The sequence below is a fragment of the Bacillus sp. CD3-5 genome (assembly GCF_006349665.1).
GTDB lineage: Bacteria > Bacillota > Bacilli > Bacillales > Bacillaceae_G > Bacillus_A > Bacillus_A paranthracis.
Genome location: NZ_VEPX01000014.1, coordinates 22987 through 47030, shown reverse-complemented (window position 1 = coordinate 47030; position 24044 = coordinate 22987). Strand labels below are relative to the sequence as shown.

The window sequence follows — 24044 nt, the reverse complement described above, 5'->3', positions numbered from 1 at the left end:
TATGAAAATGAAAAATAAATCATGATTCATATTGAGAAAGATGTGTCTGATAATTATATTTTAACGAATAAGAGAGGCTGCCTAATTAGGAGACAGCCTGTAAAGTATTAACCGTTATGATATTTGTACATCCAGAGGATACCGGATTTTAGTAACCTTGGTACACGTCCCATTAATGGTTGGTTTGCTAGCAAACCAAAGCCATGCTTCTTACCAAGAGAGCCGAGAACACCTTTTAATTTAATGACAGGTAGTTCGTCAGGAAGTGGTTCATTATTCCAACGTTTTAATAATATTTGGACAATTTGTTCCCCTTGACCTTCAGCAAGTTGTGCAGATGGTGCGTGTGGAAGTGCTGCACAATCTCCTACAACATATACGTGCTCGTTATTTGGAATATTGTGATATTTTGTTAAAACAACCCGTCCGCTACCATCTTGTTCAACTGGAAGGTTTCGAACAACTTCATTTGCTTGAATACCAGCTGTCCAGACGATTGCATCACATTCAAGTGGTTCATCGTGGTTGTACACAATATTTGGCTCTACTTTTGTAATGTTAGAGTTTCGTATAATAGTAACTTTATGTTTTACGAACCATTCTTCTACATATCTACTTAATTTCTCTGGATATGGGAATAGAATTCTATCTTTTCGATCAAATAAGTAGATTTTTAAATCAGAACGACTTTCGCGAAGTTCACTTGCGACCTCAACGCCACTTAATCCAGCACCAACGACTGCTACTGTTGCATTTGGTTCTAGACTATTTAATTGTTCATATGTCTTACGTGTTTGTTCAATCGATTGTAGGCTATGTGTATATTCCTTCGCCCCAGGAACGTTATGATATTTATCCTCACAGCCAAGTCCAATAATTAAATCATCATATTGAATTGCTTCACCGCCATCGAGATGAACAGCTTTTTCTTTGAGATCAATATTTGTTACTGTGCCGTATTGAATATTGAGGCGTGGGTGTTCAGGAAACGGTATACGAATATGCGTTTCTGAAATAGTACCCGCAACTAATGCATAATATTCAGTTTTGAAGCAATGATATGGTACTTTGTCGATTAATGTCACTTGTACATCATCCGGAAGTTGGTTGCTTGGAAGTAGCCGTTGCAGAATTCTCATTCCACCGTAGCCGCCACCTAATATTACGAGGTGTTTCATGATGGATTACCCCTTTTCTGTTGAAATATCCCCTAATCATAAAATTTTATATTAATAAAATATTTTGACTTTACTCAATCAAATTATATCGAATTTGTGAACAAATAACAATGCATGAATGAATACTCTGTTGTACAATAAGAAGAAAAGTAGAGTAAACGATCTGCATTATTTAGTTACCATTTCATCGTAAATAGCATGTTATATAGAAGGAATCATCTATTTTGAAGTGAAATAATGAAGTAACTAAATAGTTTAGAAGGTGTAATGAAAACAACAAGAAACAGCTTAGTTTTTTTCTTATAGATGAAGTCAGAAAGTAATTTGTTTTGTAGTACAGGGGGGAGAATTTTGATTAAACCATTAATTGAATTTTGTGTAGGTAACCTTGCAAGTGGTTCACAAGCAGCTTTAGAGAAATTAGAAAAAGATCCGAATTTAGATGTAATGGAGTATGGTTGTTTAGGATATTGTGGCATTTGTTTTGAAGGACCGTTTGCACTTGTAAATGGTGAAGTAGTACAAGGTGCTACAGTAGAAGAACTTGTTAATAATGTATATGAGTATTTGGATGAAAATCCAATGTTTTAAGGTGTTGCAATCGGCAGCACCTTTTTCTTTTTCTATTAGATAAAATTTTCTTTCGCAGGGGAGGGTAATATTGTATATAAATAAAAAAGGCCCTTTTTAGAAGGGCTTTTTTCTTACACAATTTGCGCAAGAATGGCTCATCGCCAAATGTTGTCAAATATGAGAAACGGGGGACATTCATATTGTGTTCTAAAAGCGTGCATTTTATACTTAACATAACAAATTATTTTTGGAGTGAATACAAATGAGCCAATTTTCTTTTACAAAAATGCATGGTCTTGGCAATAGTTATATATATGTAAATATGTTTGAAGAACAAATTCCTGAAGAAGATTTAGCTCTTGTGGCGGAAAAGGTTTCAAATATTAATACTGGTATTGGAGCAGATGGAATGATTTTAATTTGTCCATCTGACGTAGCGCCGGTAAAAATGCGCATGTTTAATAATGATGGATCAGAAGGAAAGAGCTGTGGTAACGGTTTACGCTGCGTAGCGAAATATGCGTATGAGCATAAACTAGTAGAAGATACAGTTTTCACAATTGAAACGTTAGCTGGCATTGTAACGGCGGAAGTAACAGTAGAAGAAGGGAAAGTTACATTAGCGAAAATCGATATGGGAGCACCTCGTTTAACCCGTGCAGAAATACCGATGCTTGGTGAAGGTGAAACACCATTTATTCGTGAAAACTTCTTATACAATAACCATCGTTATGCATTTACAGCTGTTTCAATGGGAAATCCGCATGCAGTTATTTTTGTTGATGATGTAGACCAAGCACCTCTTACAACGCTTGGTCCAGTCCTTGAGACACATGAAATGTTCCCGGAACGAGTAAATGTTGAATTCATCGAAATCTTAAATGAGGAAGAGATGAACTTCCGCGTTTGGGAACGTGGATCTGGTGTAACACAAGCTTGCGGAACGGGGGCGTGTGCAGCAGTTGTAGCCTCTATTTTAAATGGAAAGATGGAACGTGGTAAGGAAATTACAGTTCATTTAGCTGGCGGTGATTTAATGATTGCATGGACAGAAGAAGGCAATGTGTTAATGAAAGGACCAGCAGAAGTAATTTGCCGCGGAGTGTATGAGTACAAGATAGAAGCGTAAAGATGTATAATAGAATGAGAACAGAAAGGATGGTGTATTTCATGATTGAAGTAACAGAACAAGCAGCTTTTCAAATTAAAGATATGTTAAAAGATGCTGAGGATGGAGAGAAGTACGTGCGCCTTGCTGTACACGGCGGCGGATGTAGTGGTCTTTCTTACGGCTTAGGATTTGAAGTAGAACCAAACGAAGACGACACAGTTCTTGAGTTTTTCGGTGTCGAATTTGTTATCGATAAAGAAAGTGCTCCGATTGTTAAAGGAGTAAAAATTGATTATAAACAATCTATGCTTGGCGGCGGATTCACAATCGATAATCCAAACGCAATCGCATCATGCGGATGTGGATCATCTTTCCGTACAGCGACGAATGCTGGTAAGCCAGAAGAGTGCTAAGTTTTTAGTTGAAATAGAGAAAGACCTTTTTAGCGATGGAGTGCAATCGTTAAGGAGGTCTTTTCTTTTGGCGTAAAAGTCCAATTGGTGACGGGATGACGGTTTCTAAAGTGAAGAAATAATTATTATCTTACAAAAGTGTAATGTTCATGTCATGTTTTTGAATTTCTTCTTTAAGCTTTGGGCTTTAAGATAAGACTATAAGAAAAAACATATGAGGTGAAGGAAATGAAAAGATATATTGCACTTTTTAGTATTTTAGTCGTATTCGCAAGCCTGTTAGTAGGTTGTGATATTAACCGTATGGGTAAAGATGAGTATTACGTTCAAATTACAACTGATGGAATTGAGAAGAATGAAAAAGCTGATAACGGTGAGCCACATAAATCATTCGAGTATAAGTTACCTGCATTTGATAAAGAAGGTAAAGAAAAAGAGTTAGAATTTACAGCTGTGAAAAACCTTCGTAAAGAAGCATTCCTACGCGTATATCACTCAGATAAAAAAGGTGTAACAGCTTGGGAAGAAGTAAAGAAAGATGAGATTCCTGCGAAAGTGAAAGAAAAACTAGGCGTTAAATAAGAAAGAAAAAGGAATTGACGAACAGGGTCAATTCCTTTTTTCTTTCTCAAAATCCTCTTCTGACATAACTTTTAATCCATGTCTTTTGAATAAAGCAGTTGTTACCCCGTAACCAATTTGTTTATTCCCGTTAAATTCTCCCGTGTAAATTGTAGAACTACCACAAGATGGACTACGTTCTTTCAAAATAATATATTCTGGGTGCAAATTTTTGATTTGTTCTAGCGCTTTATAAGCACCGCTCACGAAAGATTCCGTGACATCTTCACCGTCTTTTGTCATCACTTTCGCTTTTCCGTCTAAAACATCATCGCCATTCCCGCCAATAATTTCAGCTGAGGGACGAGGCGTTGGCAATCCTCCTAATACTTCAGGGCAAATAAGGACTGTATCTTCTTTTTGCAGGAGCTCCTCTATTTTTGAAACGAGATTGTCATTTCCATCATAACGACAAGCGATACCACCTAAACAAGCGCTAATTACGATCATATTTTCATCTCCAATAAAAAATATTAATTACCACGCCAAATTCCCTTCCGATTCCTTATTTATAAGTGAGGTGATAAAAATGGGAAGCTTATATAATTTAATGAAACCATATAGTGAATTTCGAAGTAAAGAAGAGTTTAATACATATCAAAAACAAGTTTTGAAACATTATCGATTTCAATTAAATAAAACGGATGCTACTATTATTCATTTTTTAGGAAAGTATGCAGTGAATGAGAAACAGAAAACAGTGGGGGTTGCTTGTCCGTTAATGGAGACGATTGCTACAAATGTGGGAAAAAGCATTCGTACAGTACGCCGCTCCATTGCAAAGTTAGAGGAATTAGGAATTATAAAGCGTGTTGCAACGAAAGAAAGACATAAACGCGGCGGATATAGTGCGAACTTATATGTTTTTCTTACATCTGCAATTGACCGCATGGATGACCGTATGAAATTGTCCGCATGTGAAAGTGAGAATTATGCAGCTGGCTGTAGTGGAATGGGGCAAAAATATGAGGGGGAAACAATTCTTTCTAAAAACATTCCACAAATAAAAGAGAATAGAAAAGTAACGTACGAGCTTGATGAGACGTATTGCCGTCATGATATACCGAAGCCTTTTATATATGCACTTCTACCGATGACGAGTAATCCGAAGAAGATTAATATATTTTGGAGTAAGGTGGAACTTGCGTATAAAAAGAGTGGGTTACTAGAACAAGGTGTTTTACTGGAGCAAATATTAGCTGATGAAGAAGTGTATGGGAATTTCATTTGGCGCGTGAAAAGTGTTGTGAGAGCGTATAAATACGGGGAAATCCGTAAAAATGTGAAGGCACTTTTATATAGTACAGTGCGGGATTTATTTTTAGAGGTTGGATTAGAATGGGGAGCAGCACTGAGAAGAAGTAAGGGGATACCGTTATTTGATCCGTTTAAAAAGGAGCCATGCGTAAACGCATGACTCCAAGTAGTTAATCAAACTTTCTTACAACTGGAACACGAATCGCTACAAATAGTACGAAGACGATAACGGCGATTGCACCACTTTTCATAACGGTTACGATTGGAATTCCTATTGCAAGCGCGATTGATGTGAATGCATAAGAGAGCGGGATAAAGCCCATTGATGATAGCATAAGCAAACTCATTACGCGTCCCATCATTTCTTCTTTTACTGTCGATTGAATCATCGCCATAAGCGGAACGATAGCCATTGCAATTGTAATACCGTAAAACATGCCGGCTAATAACGCTTGCCATAGTACAGTGCTAAAGTTGATAGATAAGAAGAATACACCAGACAGTAGCATCATGATAATGCAAAATAGACCGCGCCTACGATTAATATTTTTTAAACCGACAATGACTGCGCCTATTGCCATTCCGCCTCCTACAGATGCTTCTAAGTAACTGAATTGAAGCGAGTCACCGTGTAGAACATTTTTAATGAAAAGCGGGAAACCGACTTGCATCGGACCGATTAAAAATAAGTTTAGAAAGGCGCTACAAATAAGGAAAGTTGAAAGGAATGGAGATTCCTTTACATATAAAATTCCTTCTTTAATAGAAGTGAACATGCTTTTGTCTGTATTTTGCTGCTCTGGCATCGTAAATTGTATTTTTTGAACGAGTATGGCTGCGACAATGAGTAATAAAATTGTAATCGAGAAAATCGTTTCATAGTTCGTAAATTTAATAAGAATGCCGCCAAGTACAGGCCCTAAAATAACCGATGCTTGGTTCGTCATTTGTGTAAGTGAGTTTGCTTGTGTTAAACGGCTTTTTTCGACAAGTTCAGGCAAGATAGATCCATCAGCTGACCAGAAAAAAGCATCAGCAAGTCCAAAGAATAAAGCGAATAAAGCAAATGTATATAGTGTTACATCACCTACGATGAACCATGTAAGGATAGTTGCGACAAGAATAGCACGAACAATATTAGAATAAAACATAATGTTTTTTTTCGGGAATTTATCAGCTACAGCGCCGCCGATAATCATAAAAATAAGCCTTGGAACACTAAGAGCTACGAAAACAACACCGAGTGATGCCTCAAGGTTTAATGTTTTTGCTATGTACCACGTTTGTGAAAAAGTAAAAAAGGCTAAAGCGAAACTTGAAAAAAGAGTAGCTGCCCAAAGAAAAAGGAAATTCGTATTTTTTAATAACGGTTTTCCGCTTCCTTCTAAAGCAGATTTATTTTGTTGTAGTTCCTCCATATTGCTTCCTTTCTATGTGACAAATTTAAACTAAAAAACTTGTTAACAATCAATTTATCCCGCGTTAACGGGCAGTAAAACTCCCACCTCAAAATTTGGCTCGAGCAAAGAAGTTAGGTGGGAGACTAACTGCCCGTAAACGTCCGATTGGTGAGGGCTAATACTCAGTGGTGGGGGATGAATCCCCCCCACCACTGAGTATAGTTTCACTTTATACAGTTTCTAATATTTCTATACTGCACTTTCTCATTGTAGACAATTATGTTGGATTTGCACAGTGGCTATTTAACGACAAAAAAGAAGATACCATTTGGTATCTTCTTTTTTGTCATTTAGGCTAATGCAATATAAATATCCAATTGTGCGTTGTTTGGATCTGTTGCTTTTTCATCGTATAGCTCGAAGTCTATTGTGAAAGCACGTTTATTTTCTTTTGACCATTTCCAAATATATTCCCAAGCCTCGCAAACGATTTCAGCAACTGGTCCCTTTCTCGTTGTAAATACCGCATACGTAGCGGCAGGTATTGTTAAAGTTGTCATATTTTCAGGAACGTCTTCTAATGAAGAAACAGGCATGCCAATCGTAAAGGTATATGTACCCGTTTCATCTGATTCGTAGTTCGAGTAGAAAGCGAATGTTTTTTTCGTTTGTTGATTTGGAATGTGGTGCATGATTTGTTCTTGGAAGTACCGGTTCCAAAGCCCGGGAATTTTCCCTTCAGTAGATGCCTCTTTTTCATTTGTTGTCGTAATCGAAATGCCGATTGCTTGGAAAGCTTCTTTTTTTACGAGGATAGGTTCGTTTATCATGGAAATTTCCTCCTTTAAAATAAGAACATTTGTTCTTAATAATATAACATATTTTTACATGTAACGGTTACTATTTTTCGAAAATTTTAATGATAAATAAGAAACTGAAATAAGTAAAAAATGGTAAATTTATCATTGTATGTATAAATAGATTATGGAGTATGTTAAGATTTTTATGTATCCTTTAACTGTTATATAAACCTATATCATAGGGGATTTTTACTATAAGTAAAAAGTGGTAGAGGTTTATATGAGTATCCGTTATATATACTATTTTTGATAAATTAAAATAGTAATATTCTATGAGATTTGTATTGTTGAAATAAAGATTTCAATGATAGATTTTCATAGGACGGATTGTTGCGAGTGGATATATATTGTTATGTTTTCGTCTATAAGTAGACGGATAGCAAATATATAGGAAGGAGAAAGGTAAATAATATGAAGAAATCGTTGAAGTGTTTTAATGTCGTAACAATAATCGCACTTCTCCTATCCATCACCTTGCCTTCACCTAGTGCTTTTGCAGAGATACATAAGAAGAGCTGGGATGAGTTACAAGGAAATGATGTAAGAATTAAGGCAGAGCAAGTAAATGCTGAAATATATAGGGGAGAAGTAGCTGAGAGGGAGCACGTATTTCAATATACGATTGAAAATACGGGAGATACACCAATTCAAGAATTGGTGCTTAAACAAAGTAATGAAAATGAAATTACGTTCCTCTCGCAATCTGTGAAAGTAAATGGAGAGAAGTTACCTGAAAATAAAGTGGCTGATTTCTATGTAGAAGAAAAAGATAAGGGAGGAAAGCTTCTTTCTTCTAATCTTAAAATTCAAGATTTAAAATCACATGAAAAAATGACGGTGTTAATAAAAGCTAGTCGCACGCAGCAGTTTAATAAAGAGTACAAACAAAAGATTAGTGTGCAAAAAGATCAAGTACAAATAGGGAGCATGTCCGTTGATGTGGAAGGGATCCCCTCTGAAGAAAAGGTAGAAGCTAATGCTGATGATGAGCCTGACAGTAGTAAGAAAGAAGTAGGTCCATCAGCTGATAGTATAACTAAAAAAGTTGATGAAAAGCTAAAAGTATCTGTAGAAGATAAAAATAAATCTACATCAAAAACAGAACTGGTAAAGCAACCAGTAACTGAAGCTGAGAAACAGCCAGAAAAAGGGGCAGCAAAGCAGAGTAATGCAGAAGTACAAGCTGCGTCAGAGAATGCTTCAAAGGTTCAAATTCAGGTAGGGGATAAGCAAGGGTTTGGAGATCCTCTGTATTCTACAATTGCTCCTGGAAATTTAGTACAGACTGGTAATGTAACACTTGGTTTGACAACTGATCATTATGGCAGACAAAGTATGGGGTATAAGACGAATAAAATGACTGTGGACGTTGATAACGATAATAGTACCTTTAATTCGTCAACAGGAGCTTTTCCTACTATTCCCGCTGGAAGTAAAGTGAAAAAGGCCTACCTATTTTGGACAGCAGCAATGGGGGTACCAGGAAATATTACTGATAGAAAAGTTACTGAGGATCAAGTAAGGCAACCAGTCAAAATGAAAATGGGAAATAAGCAATACGCTGAAGTAAGTGCTGATAGCATACGCAAAGCGGATTATTTACCTTATATTTCTAATTACTCAGGTAGTGGTGCTGGTTATGTCGCATATGCAGATGTAACAAATGTAATTGCACAGCAAGGTATTTCTCAAACGGTAACAGTTGCGAATGTACCACAAATTAAATTTGAAAAGGGTAGTGGCTACTACTGGGGCAACTGGAATCTTATATTAGTTTATGAAAACTATAAAGAAACCGTAAAAGATATGAAAATTTGGGAAGGGTTAGTTTCTCAAAAAAGTACAGCTTGGACGGATGTTAGTGTTAATAAAATAAACACACCAAAAGAAGGTGCTTTTAAGGCGAAATTTAGTTATTTTTCATCACAAGGTGATCCAGCTGAGAAAGATGGATATGCATATGATTATGGAGAATATGATTTTGGTGCTGGATATATAAAGATAAAAAATATTAACGGTAAAGACAATGACGCGAATGATTCATCTATGACAGAAGTTCAAGTAGACGGCACGAATGAATTTGTTACAAAAAAATATCCAGGATATAATCCGGATTGGACAAATTCATTTAGTACAGATATTCATACGTACCATTTCGAAGGACCTACTCAAGTGAAAAATGATTTAAAAGAAGCAAAAATGCGTTTTAGAGCAAATGGTGCTACTGGTGATATTTACGTACTAAACAACGCCACATTCGTTACAGAACATAATGCTCCAAACTTACAAGTAGATAAAAAGGCATTAGATAGTACCGGAAAAGAAATTAAGGAAGTTAAAGCTGGCGAAGAGATTACGTACAAAATTGAAGTGAAAAATGATACGAAGAACAATCAAGCGCCGGTATCTAATGTAAAAGGCTTTGATAAATTAGATGATCGATTAGAGTATGTCCCGGGATCAATTCAATATGTTACTGGTAGCAATAGAGGACAAAAAACAGATGATGCAAGCGATGATGAAGCAGAGTTTGTAAATAATCAAATTGATTTCCGTATTGGTGAAGGGGCAGATGCTAAAGATGGTGGTGTTTTAAAGCCTGGTGAAAGTGCCATTCTTACATTTAAGGTGAAAGTGAAAGAATCTATAAAATCAGATACAACAGTAAAAAACGTCGTTGCTGTAAAGGGACAAGATAGTGCCGAGATAAAGTATGAGAGTGAAGACGATGCAAATGTTACGGTTACGATTCCAAAAGAGGTTCCTGGAGAAATAGAAGCGAGAAAAATAGCTTCTAATAAATCACCGAAGTTAGGTGATGAGGTAGAGTATCGTATTACATTTAAAAATAAAGTCAAAGATGGACGTCTAGATGTATTGACGATTGAAGACGAGTTACCAGGTAGTCTTGAGTATGTGAAAGATAGTTTGAAAGCAGAAGGTGAAAAACCAGAGCCAGTAGAACTGAAATTTGAAAATGGAAAAATCATTGCAAAGTATCCAGAAATTGCGGATATGGAAGAAAGAAGTATTGTTTTTAAAACAAAAGTAAAAGAAACTGCAAAAATTGGTGAAGAAATTGTTAATAAAGCAATTGTTAGTGATAAAACAAATCCACCCAAGAATATAGAAGAAAAGATTACACCGCAGCATAAGGCCGGCAAGATTGATGCAAAGAAAAAAGCAACAAATAAGAAGCCGAAGCTAGGAGAAGAATTTGAGTATCAAATTAGCTTCAACAATACGGTGGAAAACGGAAAACTAGAGGCCGTTACAATAGAAGATGAAATTCCAGCTAACTTAGAATTTATTCAAGGTAGTGAGAGAACTGAAGGTGCTGGACCAAATCCAGTAGAGTTAAAAGTAGAAAATGGTAAGATCATCGCAAAATATCCAGAAATTACGGATACGAAAGAGCGAAGCATCATTTTTAAAGTGAAAGTAAAAGAAGAAGCAAAAGCAGGAGAAACAATTGTTAATAAAGCAGTTGTGAGCGATCCGAATGTTCAGTCTGAGCATCCAGAAGAAAAGATTACGCCAGGTTATAAAGACGGTAAAGTAACCATAGATAAAAGCGTAACAAATCAAACACCAAAACTAGGAGAAGAAGTGGAGTACCGCATTACATTTCATAATACGGTAGAAAACGGAAAGCTAGAAAAGGTAATGATAGAAGACACGTTGCCTGCAGGTGTTGAATACGTGAAAGATAGTTTGAAAGCAGAAGGTATAAAACCAGAGCCAGTAGAACTAAAAATGGAAAATGGCAAAGTAACTGCAACATATTCAGAAATTACGGATATGGAACAAAGAAGTATTGTTTTTAAAGTGAAAGTAAAGGATTCGGCAAAAGTAGGAGAAGCAATTGTAAATAAAGCAATTGCAAAAGATCCGAAACATGATCCTGTGGATGCAAAAGTTGTTATTACACCGCAAAGTAAAAAAGGTGAAATTGCTGCTACAAAGGTAGTTAATAATGAAAAGCCAAAGCTAGGAGAAGAAATCGAATATCGAATTAGTTTTCATAATACGGTAGAGAATGGAAAACTAGCAGAGGTGCGAGTAGAAGATATGATCCCAAAAGGTCTTGAATATGTAGAAAATAGTATTAAGGCTGAAGGGGAAGCTCCGGGACCAGTGGAATTAGCAGTTGAAGCTGGGGTAGTTAAAGCTAAGTATATCGATATTACGGATACGAAAGAACGCAGTATTGTCTTTAAAGTAAAAGTGAAGGAAGAAGCAGAAGTAGGCAAAGAAATTGTGAATAAAGCAATCGTTGATGATACGAAACATCAACCAATTGAGCCGGAAGAAAGAATTACTCCACAACATAAAGATGGGATAATTGATGCGACTAAGATAGTAGATAATCCAACACCGAAACTAGGGGAAGAAGTGGAATACCGAATTAGCTTTAAGAATACGGTAGAAAACGGAAAACTAGAAAAGGTAACGATAGAAGATACAATCCCTAATGGTTTAGAGTATGTAAAAGGTAGTGAAAAAGCGGAAGGCGATAAACCAGCTCCAGTAAAGTTACATGTGAAAGATGGAAAAGTTATCGCTGAATACGAAAATATTACGGATACGAAAGAAAGAAGTATCGTCTTTAAAGTAAAGGTGAAGGAAGAAGCGGAAGTAGGCAAGGAAATCATCAATAAGGCAATTGTTGATGATACGAAAGATTCAAAAGAGCCAGAAGCAAAAATTACGCCATTACACAAAGACGGAAAAATGAAAGCAAAGAAAAGCGTAAATAATGAAACGCCGAAGTTAGGAGAAGAAGTAGAATACCGAATTAGCTTTAAAAATACGGTAAAGAACGGAAAACTAGCAGAGGTGAAAATAGAAGATACGTTACCAGAAGGTGTAGAGTATGTAGAAAATAGTTTGAAAGCAGAAGGTGCCGGACCAAATCCAGTAGAGTTGAAAATGGAAAATGGGAAGGTACTGGCGAAGTATCCAGAGATTACGGATACAGAAGAAAGAAGTATTACTTTTAAAGTAAAAGTAAAAGAAGAAGTAAAAGTTGGTGAGAAAATCGTCAATAAAGCAATTGTTGATGATACGAAACATGATCCAATTAACCCAAAAGCAGAAATTACTCCTCAGTATAAAGACGGAAAACTTGAAGCGAAAAAGGTAGTAAATAACCCATCACCGAAGTTAGAAGAAGAAATCGAATACCGAATTAGCTTTAAAAATACGGTAGAACATGGAAAGCTAACAGAGGTAATAATAAATGATGATTTACCAAATGAATTAGAGTACGTAAAAGATAGTTTAAAAGCAGAAGGCTCTAAGCCGGATCCAGTGGAATTGAAAGTGGAAAACGGTAAGGTAGTGGCGAAGTATCCAGAGATTACGGATACAAAAGAGAGAAGTATCACCTTTAAAGTGAAAGTAAAAGGTAACGTGAACGATACAATTGTCAATGAAGCAATTGTGAGCGATACGAAACATCCGCCAGAGACACCGAAAGTAGAAATTATTCCGCAGCATAAAGACGGAAAACTTGAAGCGAAAAAAGTAGTAAATAATTTATTGCCGAAGTTAGGAGAAGAAGTAGAATACCGAATTAGCTTTAAAAATACGGTAGAAAACGGAAAACTAGCAGAGGTAAAAATAAAAGATACTTTACCAGAAGGTGTAGAGTATGTAGAAAATAGTGTGAAAGCAGAAGGTTCTAAGCCGGATCCAGTAGAATTGAAAGTGGAAAATGGTAAGGTAATGGCGAAGTATCCAGAGATTACAGATACAGAAGAAAGAAGTATCACTTTTAAAGTGAAAGTAAAAGATGAAGTGAAAGTCGGTAAAAAAATCGTCAATAAAGCAATTATTGATGATACGAAAAATGAGCCGGAAACACCGAGGGCAGAAATTACTCCGCAGCATAAAGATGGAAAAGTTAAAGCGGAAAAAGTAGTAAATAATCCAGCACCGAAGTTAGGAGAAGAAGTAGAATACCGAATTAGCTTTAAAAACACGGTAGAAAACGGAAAACTAACAGAGGTGAAAATAGAAGATAGTTTACCGAATGGCCTAGAGTATGTAAAAGATAGTGTGAAAGCAGAAGGAGCTAAGCCAGAGCCGGTAGAACTGCAAGTGAAAGATGGAAAAGTAATTGCTAAATATCCAGAGATTATGGATACAGAAGAAAGAAGTATCGTCTTTAAGGCGAAAGTAAAAGAAGATTTCAAAGTTGGTGACGGCATTGTCAATAAAGTAGTTGTTGATGATATGAAAGATCCAACGACTTCAGAAGTAACGGTTACACCAGAATATAAAGACGGTAAGCTGAAAGCTGAGAAATTTGTAAATAATAAGAAGCCGAAATTAGGAGAAGAAGTAGAATACCGAATTAACTTTAAAAATACGGTAGAAAACGGAAAACTAGTAGAGGTTAAAGTAGAAGATGAAATTCCAGCTGGATTAGAGTATGTGGAGAACAGTGTGAAAGCAGAAGGTTCTAAACCGGATCCAGTAGAACTGAAAGTGGAAAACGGCAAGGTAATGGCAAAGTATCTAGAAATTACGGATACGAAAGAAAGAAGCATTGTCTTTAAAGCGAAAGTAAAAGAAGAGGCAGAAATAGGTAAGGAAATTGTCAATAAGGCAATCGTAGTAGATACAAAAAATGAGCCAGAAGAACCTTATGTGGAAATTACTCCGCAATATAAAGACGGTAAAGTTGTTGCTCAGAAAGTGGCGAATAATCATAAGCCAAAACTAGGAGAAGAAGTAGAATACCGAATTCGTTTTAAAAACACGATAGAAAACGGGAAACTAGCAGAGGTAAACATAAAGGATACATTACCAAAAGGTTTAGAGTATGTAGAAGGCAGCATCACGGCAGAAGGTTCTAAACCGAAACCAGTAGAACTTAAAGTTGAGAATGGAAAAGTAACAGCAAAGTATCCAGCAATTACAGATACAGAGGAAAGAAGCATTGTCTTTAAAGCGAAGGTAAAAGAAAGCGTAAAAGTGGGAGAAGAAATCATAAATGAGGCGATTGTGGATGATACAAAGAATGTACCAGAAGAGCCTTATGTACCGATTACACCGCAATATAAAGATGGGAAAATTGAGGCAAGAAAAGAAGTAAGTAATCACGAACCGAAGCTAGGAGAGGAAATCGAATATCGAATTATTTTTAATAATACGGTGAAGGACGGAAAGCTAGCAGAGGTGAAGATAGAAGATGAAATTCCAGCTGGTTTAGAGTTTGTACAAGGCAGTGAAAAGGCGGAAGGTGACGAGCCGAAACCAGTAGAGTTGAAAGTAGAAAATGGCAAGGTAATCGCAACATATTCAGAGATTATTGATACGAAAGAAAGAAGTATTGCTTTTAAAGTAAAGGTGAAAGATTCAGTTGCAATAGGTAAGGGGATTACAAATAAAGCGATTATTCATGTGGATGATCCAAATCACCCTATAATTGAACCGACAGCTAAAATTACACCTCAATATAAAGATGGTAAAGTTAAAGCTGATAAAAAGGTAAGTAAAAAAGATCCAAAGCTGGGAGAAGAAATTGAATACCGCATTTCATTTAGTAATACGGTGAAAGATGGAAAGCTGGCAGAGGTGAAGATAGAAGATGAAATTCCGTTTGGCTTAGAATACGTGAAAGATAGTCTAAAAGCAGAAGGTGATGAGCCGGCGCCAGTAGAGTTGAAAGAAGAAGCTGGTAAGGTTACCACGAAGTATGAAAATATTACTGACACGAAAGAAAGAAGTATTATCTTTAAAGTGAAGGTGAAAGATTCAGTTGAAGTGGACAAAGCAATTGTAAATAAAGCAATTGTTGATGATACAAAAAATCCACCAGAGCGACCAGAAGTAGATATTACACCGCAGCATAAAGACGGTAAAGTTAAAGCCGATAAAAAGGTAAGTAAAAAGGATCCAAAGCTAGGAGAAGAAGTAGAGTATCAAATTCGTTTTAAAAATACGGTAGAAAACGGAAAGCTAGCAGAGGTGAAAATTGAGGATCAATTACCAACTGGTTTAGAGTATGTGAAGGATAGTTTAAAATCAGAAGGTAATGAACCTAATCCAGTAGAGTTAAAAGAAGAAGCTGGGAAAATTACAGCGAAGTATGAGAATATCACTGATACAGCGGAGCGTAGTATTAGCTTTAAGGTGAAAGTAACGGAAACAGCAAAAGTTGGTAAGGAAATCGTGAATACGGCAATTGTGGATGATGATAATCCGAAGAATCCTCCGCAAAAACCAGAAGCGATTATTACACCAGAGTATAAAGACGGAAAATTAAAAGCTGATAAAACAGTAAATAATCCAGCTCCAAAATTAGGAGAAGAAGTAGAATATCGAATTACATTCCGTAACGTAATTGAGCATGGAAAAGTAGCAAAGGTGAAGATTAAGGATGAATTACCAAATGGCTTAGAGTTTGTAGAAGGTAGTGAAAGAGCTGAGGGAGAGAATCCGAAACCGTTGCATGTGAAAGTGAAAAACGGAATCGTCCTTGCGGAATATCCAGCAATTACGGATACGAAAGAAAGAAGCATTGTCTTTAAAGTGAAGGTGAAAGAAAAAGCTAAAGTAGGCGAAGAGATTGTGAACAAGGCGATTGTGGAAGATACAATAAATCCACCAGAGCAACCGAATATCTCTATTGTGCCTCAATATAAAGATGGTGCATTACAAGCAGAAAAAACAGTAAGTAATCATGAACCGAAGCTAGGAGAAGAAGTAGAATATCGAATTAGCTTTGAAAATACGGTAGAGAACGGAAAACTAACTGAGGTAAAGGTAGAGGATGAAATTCCAGCCGGTTTAGAATACGTACAAGATAGTATAAAGTCGGATGGGCCGGAACCACATCCAGTAGAACTTAAAGTTGAGAATGGAAAAGTAACAGCGAAGTATCCAGAAATTACGGATATGAAAAAAAGAAGCATCATCTTTAAAGTGAGAGTACAAGAAACGGTACAAGTAGGAAAAGAAATTGTAAACAAGGCGATTGTTGATGATCATAATCCAACGACTCCGCCAGTTGAGTCACTTATACCAATTACGCCACAATATAAAGATGGGAAACTAGAGGCAAGGAAAGAAGTAAGTAATCATGAACCGAAGCTAGGGGAAGAAATCGAATATCGAATTACTTTTAACGGCACAGTAGATGGCGGGAAATTAGTTGATGTAAAAATTGAAGATGAAATTCCAGCCGGTTTAGAATATGTGAAAGATAGTTTGGAGGCTGTAGGTGATAAACCTGCACCAACAGAGCTTACAGTAGAGAATGGAAAAGTAACAGCGAAGTATCCAAAAATTACGGATACGAAAGAAAGAAGTATCATCTTTAAAGTGAAGGTAAAAGAAGCAGTAAAGGTTGGAGGGGAAATAACAAATAAAGCGATTATTCATGTGGACGATCCGAACCATCCAGTTATAGAACCGACAGCGACAATAAAGCCAGAATATAAAGCTGGTAAGTTAAAAGCAACAAAGGCAGTAAGTAATAAAGAACCGAAGCTAGGAGAAGAAGTAGAATACCGAATTAGCTTTAAAAATACGGTAGAAAACGGAAAAGTAGCTGAGGTAAAGGTGGAAGATGAAATTCCAGCTGGTTTAGAATACGTGCAAGATAGTCTTAGATTTGAAGGTGCTGAGCCAAATCCAGTAGAGTTAAAAGTGGAGTTTGGAAAAGTAATCGCGAAATATCTAGACATTGCGGATATGAAAGAACGGAGTATTATTTTTAAAGCGAAGGTAAAAGAAACGGTTAAAATTGGTGAGGATATCGTGAATACGGCGATTGTGGGAGATACAATAAACCAACCAGAAGAACCGATTGTTTCAATAACACCGCAGTATAAAGATGGTATGCTTGACGCAAAAAAAGAAGTAAGTAATAAAGAACCGAAGCTAGGAGAAGAGGTCGAATACCGAATTAGCTTTAAAAATACGGTAGAAAACGGAAAACTAGCAGAGGTGAAAATTGAGGATCAATTACCAACTGGATTAGAGTATGTGAAAAATAGCGTAAAAGCCAAAGACGCAATAGAAGTAAAAGTAGAGAATGGAAAGCTAACTGCAAAGTACGAAAATATTATAGATACAAAAGAAAGAAACATTACTTTTAAAGTGAAAGTAAAAGAAAAAGCCGGTGAAGAAATTGTGAATAGAGCGATTGTTGATGACGGAATAAATCAACCGCTTGAACCAACAGTCTCAATTAAGCCGAAAGAGCCAGAAGTGAAACCGGAAGATCCAAAAGAGCCAGAAGTGAAACCGGAAGATCCGAAAGAGCCAGAGGTGAAACCGGAAGATCCGAAAGAGCCGGAAGTGAAACCAGAGGATCCGAAAGAGCCAGAGGTGAAACCAGAAAATCAAGAAGTTAGATTGGAAAAATTAATTAAAGAGCCGCAAGTAAAAGTAGAAAGAGAATTACCGAAAACAGGGGCAACATCTCCATTGATGATGTCAGTTGGTGCGGGAATTTCATTCTTAGTTGGTGGAGTATTATTCATATTAGGTAGAAGAAGAAAACAATAATTCTTTTTTAGGTCAAAAGCACGATGAGTTCGATCTTGTATCGGATTCATTGTGCTTTTGTTTTTGATATATAAAGAAAAGCTCCTTCCATACATGGAAGGAGCTTTATTTTTGTATATTAAAACATACTAGAGCTATGCATCGGTTGAAGTTTTGCGTTTGGATCGAAGTAAGCTTTTGCATTGTTTACTGCTGTTGGTGCTTCACCGAAGCCGCAAGCAATGAGTTTTACTTTTCCTTCATATGTACAAATGTCACCAGCAGCGTAAATGCCAGGAATATTTGTTTCCATTTTCGAATTCACGAGAATGCTGTTTTTTTGTATATCTAAGCCCCAGTTTTTAATTGGGCCAAGGGAAGAAACGAAGCCGTAGTTTACGATTACATCATCAACATCGATGATAATTTTTTCTTCCGTTTTTACATGCTGAAGAACGACTTGTTCAATTTTGTCATCACCAATGAGTTCTACTGGAACGTACGGTGTACTTACTTCTGCACGAGAGTTCATTAAGCTTTCTACGCTATGTTCATGCGCACGGAATTTATCACGGCGATGAACGATTGTAACCTTGTCAGCGATTGGCTCTAACATCATTGTCCAATCAACAGCTGAATCGCCGCCGCCAAATACTACGACGCGCTTACCAGCAAATTTATTCATATCATCAACGAAATAATGTAAGTTTTTCTTTTCATACTTTGCTGTTCCTTCTAATTCTAAGCGGCGTGGTTGGAAAGCACCATTGCCAGCAGTAATAATTACTGATTTAGAATAGTGAGTTTGCTTATTTGTAACAAGTTTAAATATACCGTCAGCTTGTTTCTCAAGCGTATCAACAGCTTCTTCTAAACAAACGGTTGGATCAAATTTCTTCATTTGCTCTTTTAAGTTATCAACTAACTCTTGTGCACGCACTTTCGGGAATCCGGCTACATCATAAATGTATTTTTCAGGGTAGAGCGCGGATAATTGTCCTCCAAGCTGAGGTAAGCTTTCAATAATTTTTACACTTGCTTGTCTCATACCACCATAAAATGCTGTGAATAGTCCTGTTGGACCACCACCAATAATCGTTATGTCGTAAACTTTTTGATTTTCTGCCACTTTCATTCCCCCTATAGATGGAATTTTGATATTGATTTCATATATTGTTCATATGTACACGAAAATCCTGCAAATGATGACACTTTCAAATAAATGATAGCATATTTGAGTTCATAATACTTCTGAAAACGACTGAATTGTGTGTAAGTTTTCGCATAGATGTTTTTTACATTGTATAAAATATACAGAAAGGAAAATACATGAAAAAAAGGCTGAAAAACCCTTGAAAACGCTATGTTATTTTAAAATATTGATAATTCTCCAGACGCTTGAATTCTGGAATAAAACCGACTAATATAGGGAAGTATTATGTTAAATTTCTATGACAAAATTCGTACGATTTTTTGACTGCGTTTTGTTATGATATAGAATGTGATGAATTCCACATTCTTGACAAATAGAGTTTTTAGTACTTGGTATTATTTTTTATTACTATTATATAAAGAAAAGGGTTGTGATTTGGTGAAGACTCCAAAAATCGTAGTTTTAGGTGCAGGTTATGGCGGGATGATTACGACTGTTCGTCTGCAAAAAGCATTATCTGTAAATGAAGCTGAAATTACGTTAGTAAACAACAACAGCTATCACTACCAAGCGACTTGGTTACACGAGAGCGCAGCTGGTACATTACAAGATGAAAAAATCTGTCTAGATATTCAAGACGTTATTGATACAAATAAAGTGAACTTTGTACAAGACACAGTAGTAGAAATTAAAGCTGCTGAAAAACGTATTATCTTAAAAGATGGCGAGTTAGAATATGACTACTTAGTAATCGGTCTTGGTTTCGAATCAGAAACGTTCGGAATTACAGGATTAAAAGAGCATGCATTCTCAATCGCTAACATTAATGCAACTCGTCAAATTCGTGAGCATATGGAAGCTAGTTTCGCTAAATATGCAACTGAAAAGCGCGATGAGTTAGTAACAATCGTTGTTGGTGGTGCTGGATTTACTGGTATCGAGTACGTAGGTGAGCTTGCAAACCGTGTTCCTGAACTTTGCAAACAGTACAATGTACCACGTGAAAAAGCACGTATTATCTGTGTAGAAGCTGCTCCAACAGCACTTCCAGGTTTCGATCCGGCATTAGTAGAATACGCTGTGAAACAACTTGAGAAAAAAGGCGTAGAATTCCGCATCGGTACAGCAATTAAAGAAGCAACTGAAGAAGGTATTATCGTTGCAAACGGTGATGATACTGAATTAATTAAGTCTGAAACAGTAGTTTGGGCTGCAGGTGTTCGTGGTAACGGTATTGTGGAAGAGTCTGGCTTTGAAGCAATGCGCGGACGTGTAAAAGTTGATGAGTACATGCACGCTCCAGGATACGAAGATGTATTCATGGTTGGTGACGCAGCGTTAATCATTAACGAAGAAATTAACCGTCCATACCCACCAACAGCACAGATCGCAATTCAACAAGGTTACAACATTGCGCACAACTTAACTGTGTTAGTTCGTGGTAAAGGCGAAATGAAGAAATTCGTATTCGACAATAAAGGATCTGTATGTTCTTTAGGTCATGACGATGCAATGGGCGTTGTTATGGGCAAAAAGTTAACAGGTTGGAAAGCTTCCTTCATGAAGAAAGTGATCGATAACCGTTACCTATTCTTATTAGGTGGACCTTTATTAGTTCTTAAAAAAGGTAAATTAAAGTTCTTTTAATATATAGTAGAGAAAGCAGAAACGGCTAAGAGCTGTTTCTGCTTTTTTCATTTAAAAAATATAGTATAATATATAAAAAAGAAAGAATATTCTGTCCGTTCTAATAGAGGAGGGTATGGCATCATGGAGAAGCGAGGAAAAGTATGGTTAGCTGTCAGTGGTCTAGTAGCTACAAAAGATGGCAGGTGGTTATTCGTTAAGAAGAAATACAGTGGGTTAAAGGGGAAATGGTCTTTACCGGCTGGTTTTGTAAATGAAGGTGAGACCGTTGATGAAGCTGTGAAACGTGAAGTGTTAGAAGAGACAGGTATTGTCGCTCATGTGAAGGGGATCATTGGTGTTAGATCGGGCGTGATTCGCAATGAGATTAGTGATAATATGATTATTTTCCTTTTGGAGCCTGAAGGGGAAGAGATTATTGTACAGGAGAAGGAATTGTCTGAAGTAGCGTTTCTACATCCAGATACGATTGCGGACGATCCAAATACGTCTGTACTTATTACATATTTGTTAGAAAGACAATCAGAATTACATCTTGAAATGGACAAAACATTAAATCCAGGAGAGCAGTTTGGTTATACAGCCTATCACGTATTTACGGCACATACGAAGGAGAGGGAGAAAGAGTGAGTATACCGGTATTACTTATTTCAATGATGTTATTTTTCATTTTGTTTTTTGGAATTGGATTTTTACTTAATATGATATTGCGAGCGACATGGGTAATGGTTATTGTATATCCGATTGTTTGTATGCTTATTATTAATAAGGCGAGTATGTGGGATTATTTTTCAAAGCCAAAAGAAACATTCTCTTCATTTGGGACAAGTGTATCGCATTTAGGACAAGCAGATGTGTTTATTTTATCTACTGGATTGATTGGTGCTGCTTTAGCGGGAATCGTTATTAAGAAACTTCGGAAAAGCGGATATCAAATGTTTTAATCTCCAATGCAATTGGAGATTATTTTTTTGCATATTCTTTCATCGTATAGGGAATGATTAACGATGAAGGAGTGTGGAATATAAAAATGTTAAAACGATATTGTATTCGCATTATGATGACTTGTTTACTTGCAATTGCATTATGCGTAACATGGAATGCTTTCACAGGAGTTTCTTTATTAGAGATTGTAAAGAAATATGAGGGAACGAGTGCAAAAGAAGTACATGCAGCAGAAGTTAAGAGAAATGTTGCTCCGAGTAAAGAAGTGATAAATGCTTTAGAGCAGGCAAATGACTGGTCTAAATATCGTTCAATTGAAATGACTGCAACAGGTTATACATCGGGAATTGAGTCAACTGGTAAGAGGCCGGGACATCCGGAGTATGGTATTACATATTCAGGTGTTAAGGCGAAACGGGATTTATATTCCACAATCGCAGCGGACCTACGCGTGTTCCCAATTGGAACAATTTTATTCGTACCAGGTTATGGGTATGGTGTAGTAGCTGATAAGGGCGGTGCAATAAAAGGAAACCGTCTTGATTTGTATTATGATACAGTGAAAGATGTTTATAGCCAATGGGGTAAGAAAAAAGTAAATGTGTATATAGTTAAGCTAGGAAATGGTAAGTTGTCAGAAGAAGAGTTAACGATGTTAAATCAAGATGAAACGATGCAAGTGTTTCGTGGTCAATATTTAAAACAAAGATAGTCTAGTGGTAAGTACGCTAGACTTTTTTTATGTTATATAGGATGTAACAGAAGTTAGAATTGTCGCATTTTATCGAAAATAAAGTTATAATAAAGATAGAGTAGAGAAATTTAGGGGGTCTGAACATGTTTCACGTACAAAAAGAATTAGGAAGCCATGAAGCGCTGATTGTTGCCTTATTTGAAGAAGAGCAAACGAGTAGTTTTGTACAAGAACTGGACAAAGCGTTTGAAGGACAATTACAAGTTTTATTAGAAGAGAAAGAACTTTCTACGAAGAAGAAAGCTATTTCAAAAGTACATAGTTTAGGAAAAACAAATGTGAAACGCTATTATTTCGTTGGTTTAGGTAAGAAAGAATCTTATACGACAGAAACATTACGTGCAGCTCTTGGTAAGGCATTTAAAACATTGCAAGCAGCAAAAGTACAAGACGCAGCAATCTTGCTTGATTCTTTCGTAACAGAGAAATTAGACGCGATTGATGTCGCTCATATCGCAGCAGAAGTACAAGGCCTTGGTACATATGAGTTACAAACGTATAAATCAGATAAAAAGGATCGTGTGGAGCTAGAGAAGTTCACGGCTATTACAGCGGAAGATACACAAGAAATTGAAGCTGCATTAACAGTTGGCTACGTACATGGACGTGCAACAAATTCAGCTCGTACACTTGTAAATATGCCGCCAAACGTATTAACAGCAACAAAGCTTGCTGAGTATGCTGTTGAGTTAGCGGAAAAGTATGATATGGATTATAAAGTTCTTGAGAAAGAAGAGATGGAAGAGCTTGGTATGGGCGCATTACTTGCAGTAAACCAAGGTAGTGTAGAGCCACCAAAAATGATCGCTCTTATTTATAAAGGAAAAGAAGAGTGGACAGATGTTATTGGATTCGTTGGAAAAGGAATCACATACGATACAGGCGGTTATTCTTTAAAACCACGTGAAGGCATGGTCGGTATGAAAGGTGATATGGGCGGTGCGGCTGCTGTATTAGGTGCGATGGAAATTATCGGTGAACTTCGCCCAGAGCAAAATGTGATCGCTGTTATTCCATCAACAGATAACGTTGTAAGTGGTACCGCATTTAAGCCAGACGATGTAATCACATCTATGAGCGGAAAAACAATTGAAGTATTAAATACAGATGCAGAAGGTCGCTTAGCATTAGCTGACGGTATTACGTATGCGAAAAAATTAGGTGCAAACTATCTAATTGATGTTGCGACATTGACAGGTGGTGTAATTGTTGCACTTGGAAATCATACGACAGGTGCAATGACAAACAATGAAGAGTTATTCGAGCAAGTGCTAGAGGCATCTATGGAAACAGATGAATCAATTTGGCAATTACCGATTTTTGATCGTGACAAAGAACGCGTGAGAAACAGTAAGTTTGCTGATTTAAATAACTCACCAGGCCGCGAAGGACATGCGGTTATGGCAGGTACATTCCTAGGTGAATTCGCTGAAGATACACCTTGGGTACATTTAGACATCGCTGGAACATCTGAATCATCAGGAGCGCATGATTTAGGACCAGCTGGAGCGACAGGTGCAATGGTACGTACACTTGCAACGCTTGTTGAACGTTTCGGCGAAGAATAAGATCGTAAGAGAGGGCTGTTCCTACATTTTGGAACAGCCTTTTTTATTGATATATAGT

At 36.8% G+C, this 24044-nt stretch carries 16 protein-coding genes; 11 read left to right on the top strand and 5 right to left on the bottom strand.

The features are described 5' to 3' along the window. Window positions 1–107: 107 nt before the first annotated feature. A complete protein-coding gene (locus FH036_RS22055) occupies window positions 108–1178 on the bottom strand; it encodes an NAD(P)/FAD-dependent oxidoreductase (RefSeq protein WP_000682081.1) in 1071 nt (356 codons plus the stop codon). Window positions 1179–1529: 351 nt separating this feature from the next. On the opposite strand from FH036_RS22055, the gene FH036_RS22050 reads away from it, so the two are divergent. From FH036_RS22050 to FH036_RS22035, 4 genes are all read left to right on the top strand, one after another. Further along, complete coding sequence (locus tag FH036_RS22050) at window positions 1530–1769, top strand: YuzB family protein (RefSeq protein WP_000595026.1); 240 nt, start codon at window positions 1530–1532, stop codon at window positions 1767–1769. Window positions 1770–2013: 244 nt separating this feature from the next. After that, entirely contained in the window at window positions 2014–2880 is an 867-nt protein-coding gene (gene dapF, locus FH036_RS22045; RefSeq protein WP_000077382.1) for a diaminopimelate epimerase, read from the top strand. Between the two features lie 41 nt (window positions 2881–2921). Then, window positions 2922–3275 carry a HesB/IscA family protein gene (locus FH036_RS22040; RefSeq protein ID WP_000573827.1) on the top strand — a complete coding sequence of 118 codons (354 nt, stop codon included), beginning with the start codon at window positions 2922–2924 and terminating at the stop codon, window positions 3273–3275. Between the two features lie 228 nt (window positions 3276–3503). Beyond that, window positions 3504–3857, top strand: coding sequence for a YxeA family protein (locus tag FH036_RS22035; RefSeq protein WP_044790986.1), 354 nt, complete (start codon window positions 3504–3506; stop codon window positions 3855–3857). A gap of 27 nt (window positions 3858–3884) precedes the next feature. On the opposite strand, the gene FH036_RS22030 is transcribed toward FH036_RS22035, so the two are convergent. Then, window positions 3885–4346 (bottom strand): 2-thiouracil desulfurase family protein, encoded by a 462-nt coding sequence (locus tag FH036_RS22030; RefSeq protein WP_044790984.1) that lies wholly within the window; start codon window positions 4344–4346, stop codon window positions 3885–3887. A gap of 79 nt (window positions 4347–4425) precedes the next feature. Between FH036_RS22030 and FH036_RS22025 the strand changes: the two genes are divergently transcribed. Further along, window positions 4426–5313: a helix-turn-helix domain-containing protein gene (locus FH036_RS22025; protein ID WP_044790982.1), complete on the top strand. Its 888-nt coding sequence runs from the start codon at window positions 4426–4428 to the stop codon at window positions 5311–5313. Window positions 5314–5323: 10 nt separating this feature from the next. On the opposite strand, the gene FH036_RS22020 is transcribed toward FH036_RS22025, so the two are convergent. Then, window positions 5324–6571, bottom strand: a complete 1248-nt coding sequence (locus tag FH036_RS22020) for an MFS transporter (RefSeq protein ID WP_000391922.1) — start codon at window positions 6569–6571, stop codon at window positions 5324–5326. Between the two features lie 332 nt (window positions 6572–6903). Next, on the bottom strand, window positions 6904–7383 hold the full coding sequence (locus FH036_RS22015) for a GyrI-like domain-containing protein (RefSeq protein WP_044790980.1): 480 nt from the start codon (window positions 7381–7383) through the stop codon (window positions 6904–6906). A 441-nt stretch (window positions 7384–7824) separates the two neighbouring features. On the opposite strand from FH036_RS22015, the gene FH036_RS22010 reads away from it, so the two are divergent. Continuing rightward, window positions 7825–17940 carry an isopeptide-forming domain-containing fimbrial protein gene (locus FH036_RS22010; protein WP_139896228.1) on the top strand — a complete coding sequence of 3372 codons (10116 nt, stop codon included), beginning with the start codon at window positions 7825–7827 and terminating at the stop codon, window positions 17938–17940. Window positions 17941–18058: 118 nt separating this feature from the next. On the opposite strand, the gene FH036_RS22005 is transcribed toward FH036_RS22010, so the two are convergent. Beyond that, a complete protein-coding gene (locus FH036_RS22005) occupies window positions 18059–19048 on the bottom strand; it encodes an NAD(P)/FAD-dependent oxidoreductase (RefSeq protein WP_000829779.1) in 990 nt (329 codons plus the stop codon). Window positions 19049–19510: 462 nt separating this feature from the next. Between FH036_RS22005 and FH036_RS22000 the strand changes: the two genes are divergently transcribed. The 5 genes from FH036_RS22000 to pepA all read left to right on the top strand — a co-directional run bounded on the left by FH036_RS22000 (window position 19511) and on the right by pepA (window position 23986). Continuing rightward, a complete protein-coding gene (locus tag FH036_RS22000) occupies window positions 19511–20719 on the top strand; it encodes an NAD(P)/FAD-dependent oxidoreductase (RefSeq protein WP_014481776.1) in 1209 nt (402 codons plus the stop codon). Window positions 20720–20842: 123 nt separating this feature from the next. After that, on the top strand, window positions 20843–21349 hold the full coding sequence (locus FH036_RS21995; RefSeq protein ID WP_000415311.1) for an NUDIX hydrolase: 507 nt from the start codon (window positions 20843–20845) through the stop codon (window positions 21347–21349). Then, window positions 21346–21663 (top strand): YuiB family protein, encoded by a 318-nt coding sequence (locus tag FH036_RS21990; RefSeq protein WP_000027014.1) that lies wholly within the window; start codon window positions 21346–21348, stop codon window positions 21661–21663. The genes FH036_RS21995 and FH036_RS21990 overlap by 4 nt, the downstream gene beginning before the upstream one ends. Before the next feature lie 86 nt (window positions 21664–21749). Then, entirely contained in the window at window positions 21750–22376 is a 627-nt protein-coding gene (locus tag FH036_RS21985; protein WP_014481775.1) for a 3D domain-containing protein, read from the top strand. Window positions 22377–22501: 125 nt separating this feature from the next. Continuing rightward, window positions 22502–23986 carry a cytosol aminopeptidase gene (pepA, locus tag FH036_RS21980; protein WP_000469183.1) on the top strand — a complete coding sequence of 495 codons (1485 nt, stop codon included), beginning with the start codon at window positions 22502–22504 and terminating at the stop codon, window positions 23984–23986. Window positions 23987–24044: the final 58 nt, after the last annotated feature.